The organism is Candidatus Protofrankia californiensis (genome assembly GCF_900634765.1).
GTDB lineage: Bacteria > Actinomycetota > Actinomycetes > Frankiales > Frankiaceae > Protofrankia > Protofrankia californiensis.
On the sequence record NZ_CAAAFT010000406.1, the window covers coordinates 20,388 to 28,481 of the forward strand.

The 8,094-nt window shown below is 65.7% G+C and carries 5 protein-coding genes; 3 read left to right on the forward strand and 2 right to left on the reverse strand.

Features of this window, described 5'->3' with window-relative positions; all coding sequences use genetic code 11:
* The 3 genes from DD1DGNOD_RS20765 to DD1DGNOD_RS20775 form a co-directional block, all read left to right on the forward strand.
* Window positions 1-2,893: DEAD/DEAH box helicase family protein (locus DD1DGNOD_RS20765; RefSeq protein WP_206443345.1), on the forward strand; the 2,893-nt coding region annotated here is incomplete at its 5' end.
* Window positions 2,890-4,296 (forward strand): restriction endonuclease subunit S, encoded by a 1,407-nt coding sequence (locus DD1DGNOD_RS20770; RefSeq protein WP_131768182.1) that lies wholly within the window; start codon window positions 2,890-2,892, stop codon window positions 4,294-4,296. The genes DD1DGNOD_RS20765 and DD1DGNOD_RS20770, both read left to right, overlap by 4 nt.
* On the forward strand, window positions 4,293-5,822 hold the full coding sequence (locus DD1DGNOD_RS20775; protein WP_131768183.1) for an HsdM family class I SAM-dependent methyltransferase: 1,530 nt from the start codon (window positions 4,293-4,295) through the stop codon (window positions 5,820-5,822). The genes DD1DGNOD_RS20770 and DD1DGNOD_RS20775 overlap by 4 nt, the downstream gene beginning before the upstream one ends.
* A gap of 575 nt (window positions 5,823-6,397) precedes the next feature.
* On the opposite strand, the gene DD1DGNOD_RS20780 is transcribed toward DD1DGNOD_RS20775, so the two are convergent.
* On the reverse strand, window positions 6,398-7,054 hold the full coding sequence (locus DD1DGNOD_RS20780; RefSeq protein WP_131768184.1) for a TIGR03085 family metal-binding protein: 657 nt from the start codon (window positions 7,052-7,054) through the stop codon (window positions 6,398-6,400).
* Window positions 7,055-7,234: 180 nt separating this feature from the next.
* A partial coding sequence (locus DD1DGNOD_RS20785) for a PP2C family protein-serine/threonine phosphatase (RefSeq protein WP_131770868.1) occupies window positions 7,235-8,094 on the reverse strand: 860 nt, incomplete at its 5' end.

Sequence of the window (8,094 nt, forward strand, 5' to 3'; positions counted from 1 at the left end):
GGCCTGGCAGCCGACCGACCAAGCGGGCAGCAGGCAGCCGGCCGGGCGCCCGACCGAAGGCAGGCGGCCGGCCAGGAAGGTGTCCGCGGCCGAGCGGGAGTCGTTCGTCGCCCGGGCCCACGCCGCCGCCCAGGAGCCTCGTACCGAGCTGGAGGTACGGCACGAGGTCGACCGGATGCTGGCGGCGGCCGGCTGGTCGGTGCAGGACCCTTCCCGGATCAACCTGTTCGACCGGGCAGGTGTCGCCGTCCGCGAGGCCCGAACCGCCAGTGGCCCCGCCGACTACCTGCTGTACGTCGACCGGAAGATCGTCGGCGTGGTCGAGGCGAAGCGGGAGGGCACCGTCCTCACGCCGGTGGAGTGGCAGTCCGGCCGGTACGCCCGGTCGCTGACCAGGGAGCAGCAGGACCAGGCGTGGACGTGGCCGCTGCCGTTCCGGTACGAGACGACCGCGGCCGAAACACATTTCACGAACACCCTCGACCCGCGCGGGGGCCGCGCCCGGTCGGTGTTCTCCTTTCACCGGCCGGAGACGCTGGCCCGGTGGATGCGGGAAGCCGACGACAACGCCGTCCATCCGACCCTCCGCCACCGTTTACAGCACCTGCCGCCGCTGGCGGCGGGGAATCTCCGGCCGGCACAGCTCGACGCCGTTCGCGGACTGGAGAAGTCGTTGGCGCAGGACCGACCGCGCGCTCTGATCCAGATGGCCACCGGGGCGGGAAAGACGTATGCGGCGGTCACCTCGGCGTACCGTCTGCTCGCGCACGCGAAAGCGCATCGCATCCTGTTCCTGGTGGACCGTAACAATCTCGGCCGGCAGGCTCGGGAGGAGTTCTCCACCTACGTCACCGCCGACGACGGCCGCAAGTTCACCGAGTTGTACAACGTGGAGCCGCTGACCGGGGCCGGGCTGCTCGGGTCGACACATGTGGTGATCTCCACGGTTCAGCGGCTGTATGCGATGCTGCGCGGCCAGACCCTGCCCGACCCAGCCGTCGACGACCAGGCGTTCGACGCGGACACCTCCGAGAACGCCGACGGCGACGCCGAGCCGATCGAGATCGCCTACAGCCCGGACATCCCGCCGGAGACATTCGACCTGATCATTGTGGACGAATGCCACCGGTCGATCTACGGGCGCTGGCGGGCGGTGCTGGAGTATTTCGACGCCTACCTGCTGGGTCTGACCGCGACCCCGGTGAAGCAGACGTTCGGTTTCTTCCACCAGAACCTGGTCAGCGAGTACACCTATCCGCAGGCGGTAGCCGACGGGGTGAACGTCGACTTCGACGTCTACCGCATCCGCACCGAGCTGACGACGCAGGGCGCGACCATAGATGCCGGGATCACCGTCCCGAAACGGGACCGGCGCACCCGCCGTCAACGCTACGAGGAACTCGACGACGACTTCTCCTGGACGCCGGAGCAGCTCGGCAGATCGGTCGTCAGCCCGAACCAGATCGAAATGGTGCTGCGGACATTCAGGGAACGACTGTTCACGGAGATTTTCCCAGGCCGGACGCACGTCCCCAAGACACTGATTTTCGCGAAGGACGACAACCACGCCGAGGACATCGTGATGAAGGTCCGGGAGGTCTTCGGCCAGGGCAACGAGTTCGCCGCCAAAATCACCTACTCGGTGCGGGACACCGACAGCCTGCTGAAATCTTTTCGCAACAGCGCCGAGCTGCGGATAGTCGTCACCGTCGACATGATCGCGACCGGGACGGACGTCCGGCCGCTGGAGTGCCTGCTGTTCCTGCGCAACCCGAAGAGCGCGGTGCTCTTCGAGCAGATGAAAGGCCGGGGTTCCCGGACGATCGACGCCGACGACTTTCAGGCGGTGACCCCGGACTCGCCCGCCAAGGACCGGTTCGTGCTGGTGGACGCGGTCGGAGTGCTCGACAGCGACCGGGTGGACGCGGCCCCGCTCGGACAGCACACCGAGCGGCAGATCAGTCTGGAGCAGCTGCTCCGCAAGACCGGGACGTTGACGATCAATGCCGAGGAGGCGTCGACGCTCGCCTCCCGGCTGGCCCGCCTCGGCCAGCAGATCACCCCGGACGAGCGGGCCGAGCTGGAACATCTCGCCGGAGCGCCGCTCGCGTCCATCGTGTCGAGCCTTGCCCGCTGTGCCGATGTGGACGCACTGGACGCCGCGCGCCAGGCCGGTCCGCCCGCCGAACGGGCGCTGGTGGAGGATGCCGTCCGTCCCCTGGCGGCAAATCCAGGGCTGCGTGCCCGTCTGCTGGAGATCCGCCGCGCCCACGACATCACCTACGACGAGGTCAATCCCGACAGGTTGTTGGAGGCGGCCGGCGTCGACCGCAGGAAGCTGGCGCAGCGCACCGTGGAATCCTGGCGGGCCTACCTCCGGGAACATCACGAGGAGATCACTGCGATCCAGCTCGGGTACGAGCGCGGCACCGGCCAGCAGCCGGTGTACGCGGCGCTCAAGGAACTCGCCGGGCGGATCGCCCGGCCACCCCACCAGTGGACGCCGGAACGGCTGTGGGACGCCTACGCCCAGCTCGAGATCGCAGCCGGGGTACCGGAGGTGAAGTACGGTGCGTTGGACCTGATCGGGCTGATCCGCTTCGAGCTGGGCGTGGACGAAACGCCCCGTCCGCACCGGGCTATGGTGCATGAACGCTTCGAGGGCTGGATCGCGCGCCAGCGGCAGGCGAGCAGGCGGGAGTTCACCGCGGACGAGTGGTGGTGGCTGGAGAGGATCAGGGACATCGTCGTGACATCGGCCGCGTTCGCAGTGACCGACCTGGACGGCCCCCCGTTCACCGAACGCGGCGGCACCGACGGCTTCCTCACCGTCTTCGGCGAGGACCACGCCCTGCCCCTCATCACCGACCTCACCCACGGCCTCACCGCATGACCCCTCTTCCCCCCGGCTGGGCACACGTCCGCCTCGACGAAATCGCGGAAGTACGGCTTGGCCGCCAGCGGTCACCGAAGAACCATAATGGTCTCCATATGCGCCCCTATCTCCGTGCCGCGAACGTTGGCTGGAACGGTCTCAAACTCGACGACATCAAGCAGATGAACTTCACCGATGACGAGCTCGATACTTACCGCCTTCTCCCAGGAGACATCGTCCTGAGTGAAGCGTCGGGGAGTCCCGGGGAAGTCGGCAAGCCAGCGCTCTGGAATAACGAAATAGAGGACTGCTGCCTACAAAATACCTTGATCCGAGTACGCAGCTACGGCGCTGATCCAAAGTTTCTCCTCCTGCTGCTACGACACGAAGCGCAACGCGGCGCCTTTGTCGAACACTCAAGGGGTGTTGGAATTCACCATATCGGTGTAGCCCGGCTCGCAGGATGGCCGATCATGCTTCCACCACTGGCCGAGCAGCGCCGCATCGTCGTCGCCCTCGACGAATACCTCGGACAGGTCGATGCATGCGTCGATCTGCTCACCAAGATTGATAAGAAGATAGACGTTTTCCGACGTTCGATTCGCGGTTTCACCGCTACCGGATCCGAACCAGCAGTGGGATGCCCTCTTCCATCCCACTGGCGCTGGGGGCCGCTGTCCAGCGTCGTGAGCAAAATCGAGGCTGGAAAATCATTCAATTGTCAACCACGGCCAGCAGACGCGACCGAATGGGGCGTCATCAAGGTCAGCGCCATGACTTGGGGCGAGTTTCGACCATATGAGAACAAGGCCCTGCCGCCGGGCCGCGAGGTTGATCCTCGCCATGAGATTACCCCTGGGGATATTCTGGTAAGTCGCGCAAATACAGCAGAATATGTAGGCGCCCCAGTGATTGTCCGCAACTGCCGGCCACAACTACTCCTGAGCGATAAAAGCCTCAGGCTGAAACCGGCACCGGGTATCGATCGTGAATGGCTGCTCCAGGTTCTGGCATCGACAATCACGCGAAAGCAAATCTCAGCCCTGGCAACAGGAACCAAAGATTCGATGCGCAACATCTCCCAGCAAAATCTCATGCGAATCTCCATTCCGATTCCGCCAATAGACCAGCAGGCAATAGTCGCACGCCAGATCCAAGATAATCTTGAACAAGCCGCAAGGCTCGAAGCTGTATGTTCCCAGAGCCAAGTCCGTACAACATCGCTCAGAAAATCGCTGTTGGCGGAGGCTTTTGCGGGGCGGTTGGTGGAGCAGGATCCGGGGGACGAGCCGGCGCCGGTGTTGTTGGAGCGGATCCGGACGGAGCGGGCAGCCGCCGGGGCGAGTGTTCCGCGGGGCACAGGTGTTCCGCGGGGCAGAGATCGGGCCAGGAAGCCGACCAGCGAGGATGTGCTGCTGTGAGTGCCGAGTCGCGGCGGCTGGTCGCCAAGCTGTGGAACTACTGTGACGTCCTGCGGGACGACGGCGTGTCCACGATCGACTATGTCGAGCAGCTGACCTATCTGCTGTTCCTGAAGATGGCGCATGAGCGGGCGAACCGTCCGCTCAACCCCGACACGGCTCTCGCGCATGTCGCCAACCGCTGGCAGGCTCTGCTCGACTACGACGGCGAAACCCTGGAAAAGGAGTACCGCAACACCCTGGACGAGCTGTCCCGGGAGAGCGGCACTCTCGGCGTCATCTTCCGCAAGGCCCAGAACAAGATTCAGGATCCGGCGAAGCTGAAGAAGCTGGTCGTCGACCTCATCGGCAAGGAGAAATGGTCGGCCTCCGGGGTCGACGTGAAAGGCGACGCCTACGAGGAACTGCTGGCAAAAAGCGCGGAGGACATCAAGTCCGGCGCCGGCCAGTACTTCACCCCACGGGCGCTCATCACCGCGATGGTCGACTGCCTACGGCCGGGGCCGGACGACACCGTGCACGACCCGGCCTGCGGCACCGGCGGTTTCCTCCTCGCCGCGTACGAGCACATCCAGGCCCATCATGGCTCCGAGTTGACCCCGGAACAACGCCGGGAGCTGGGCCGCACCGCCATCACCGGCACGGAACTGGTCGACGGCACCGCCCGGCTCGCCGCCATGAACATGTTGCTGCACGGAATCGGCCAGCCGAACGGGCCGTCCCCGATCGAGGTGGCCGACGCGCTCGCCCGACAGTCCGGCCTGCATCCGAGCGTGATCCTGGCGAATCCGCCGTTCGGCAAGAAGTCGTCCATCACGGTCATCGCGGACGACGGTCGTACCGGCCGGGACGACATCTCCTACAACCGCCAGGATTTCTGGGTGACGACCACGAACAAACAGCTCAATTTCGTCCAGCACATCGCCACCGCGCTCGGTATGAACGGGCGGGCCGCGGTCGTCGTCCCCGACAACGTGCTGTTCGAGGGCGGCGCCGGGGAAACCGTGCGGCGGCGGCTGCTGACCCAGTTCGACGTCCACACCCTGCTGCGCCTGCCGACCGGCATCTTCTACGCCGGCGGGGTCAAGGCCAACGTGCTGTTCTTCGACAAGCGGGAGGCACGGCCGGGCAAACCCTGGACGTCGAACCTGTGGGTGTACGACTTCCGTACCGGCGAGCACTTCACGCTCAAGCAGAACCCGCTGCGCCGCGAGCATCTCGACGACTTCGTCGCCTGCTACCGGCCGGGCGAACCCCGCGCGAACCGGGTGGAAACCGAACGGTTCCGACCGTTCAGCTATACGGAACTCACCGCCCGGGACAAGGCCAACCTCGACATCACCTGGCTGAAGGACCCCAGCCTCGACGACACCGACAGCCTCCTGCCACCCGAGGTCATCGCCCGCGAGATCGTCGAGGACCTCCAGGCCGCCCTCGCCGAATTCGCCGCCATCGCCGACTCCCTCGCCACCCGCTCGACCACGCGGGAGATCCCCTCTACCGAGAGCCCCACCGCCGCGTCCTGACTCTCAGTCACTTCACCACTGATGATCCGCATTCCGTGACCGCCCGCTCCGCAACCTCCCGCGGACCAGGGCCTGGGTCGCGTCACCACGCTCACCGGCGCCGTGGTGAGAAAGAGACCGAGGCCAACTCACGATTCACCATCCTGCGAAGCGGTTGGCCGCGCGTGGTCTGGTAGCGCCAGCCCATGCGTACTCTAACGCCCGCCTCCCGCACGATCAGCACTCCGACCAGCGGAAACATACCTAAGGAGCACCTACTCCAACGCCTACTCTCAACCCTATTTTCAAGATATTAGAGTAGCTCTCCGTGAGCTCCAACAGGGTCGATGCCGCTCTTTCCGACGCCTGCAAGCCCTCGAGAAGGAAAATCTAATTTTATGGGTCGGAAAAAGTCGACGAGATCCCAGAGCGGTCTGGAGGCTGGCGCAAGAATAATTTCTGCCGACTGCCGGTGGCAGTCGGGGCCGATGCCGTGACGGACCCGGCGAGCAGGACTCAAATAGAGATCGATATCGTCGTGCTCGCGCCGGCTGATCCAGGTGAGCATCGCCGCGTACTTTCCCTGGGTGAAGCCTCTACAGCCCGGCGGGTGCCGCCAGGAAGTCGGCCACAGCCGCTTGGTCACCACGGACGTCGACGACTGCCTGCTCCCGCCGGTTGAAAGCGTAGAGCAGCAACTCGGGGGCCGCACCGGCGAGGACGACCTGCCCGGTGCCGGATCGCAGCACCAGCCGCCCTACCCCGTCGGTGCGCTCCGCCACAACACCGACCGGGGACTTGCGGAAACCTCGCCTGCCGACCAGTCTCAACGGCCGCCACAGTTTGTCCCGCGCGGCAGCGTCGAGATCCCGCGGCTTCCAGTCCGGCTGCGCACGGCGGACATCCTCGTGGTGGATGAAGTACTCGGCATGGTTGATCAGCTCGTCCACCGCGGGGATGCGGGCCGGATGCCACACCGGCACGCCCGCGCGGATCAACACGACGAGATCTTCATAGGAGTGGGCATCCCTGGTGGCTCGTTCGACACGCTCGGTGATGCCGTGCAGTCGTGACACCGCGAGCCCGGGCAACGCCCGCGGCTTGCGGTCCCGTGCGACCAGATGAGCGGCCAGATCACGGGTCGTCCAACCGGTGCACAGCGTCGGCTGGTCCGGGCCAAGCTCAAGCAGAAGGTCACACAGTGCCTGCCGCTCCCGCTGTGCCTGCCGTTCCCGTTGCGTCCGTCGCGCCATAGCTGAACCTTAGCCGCGCATCAGCATGGTTGCGCCGTCCAACCTGGCCACACCTCAACCTGGCCACACCGACAGACGTCGGCGGCTTCGCCGGGCGACGTCGCGGGCACGGTGTTTGCGGGCACGGTGTTGCGGGCCGGGCAGGGTCTTGCGGGCACGGTGTTACGGGCACGGTGTTGGTCACAGTTCCAGGTTGGTGAGATGGTCGGCGCTGCCCCCGCGCCACTCGACCAGGAAGAGGGTCGCGTCGTCGGTGGTGATCCCGCCCCGTTCCTGCATCAGGGTACGGGACAGACTCCGCGCCATCTCCTGCACGTTTCTACCCAGGGCGCGCTCAACAAAATTGATCATGCGTTCCTCGCCGAACTGCTCCCCGCCGGTTGCATGCTCCTCGATGAGACCGTCGGTGAAGAACAGCACCCGGTCACCGCGCCGGAGCGCCTGCTCGCTGATCTGCGGGATGTCACCACCGAAGCCGACGGGCAGGGTTCCCGGGCTCTCCAGCGCCTGGATGACCCGGTGGTCACGGATCAGTAGCGGTGCCGGGTGGCCGGCGTTGACCCACTGCAGGTGACCCGTTCCGACATTCAGGCGCACCATTTGGGCTGTGACGAAGTGATCGGGCCCGAACTGTTTGTCGATGGCCTCGTCCATGAACATGTACAGGTCGGCGAGCCCGACGTCGGCACGCCTGGCGTGCCGGTAGGCGCCGATGGCGACCGTCGCCAGCACGGCGGCATCCAGGTTGTGGCCCATTGCGTCGATGATGGCCACGTGCAGGATGTCGTCGTTGAGGGCGTAGTCGAAGCTGTCGCCGGCGATGTCGTAGGCGGGCTCGAGGATGCCGGCTACCGCGACCTGCGGGGTAACCATGGTCAGCGGGGGCAGCAGCGACCACTGGATCTCCGCGGCCACGCTCATCGGTCGGCGGCGGCGGGCCTGGAAGAACTGGTCGGTGTAGCTGTTCTTGGTGACCAGCATGTCGGCGACCAGGCCGGCGAGTCGCCGCAGCAGGCGCCGGTCATCGTCATCAACGGTGT

Bases quoted from the DNA above. Each gene is read 5' to 3' on its own strand.
- DD1DGNOD_RS20780 (WP_131768184.1), bottom strand. From the start codon at position 7,054: ATGGCGCGACGGACGCAACGGGAACGGCAGGCACAGCGGGAGCGGCAG.
- DD1DGNOD_RS20770 (WP_131768182.1), top strand. From the start codon at position 2,890: ATGACCCCTCTTCCCCCCGGCTGGGCACACGTCCGCCTCGACGAAATC.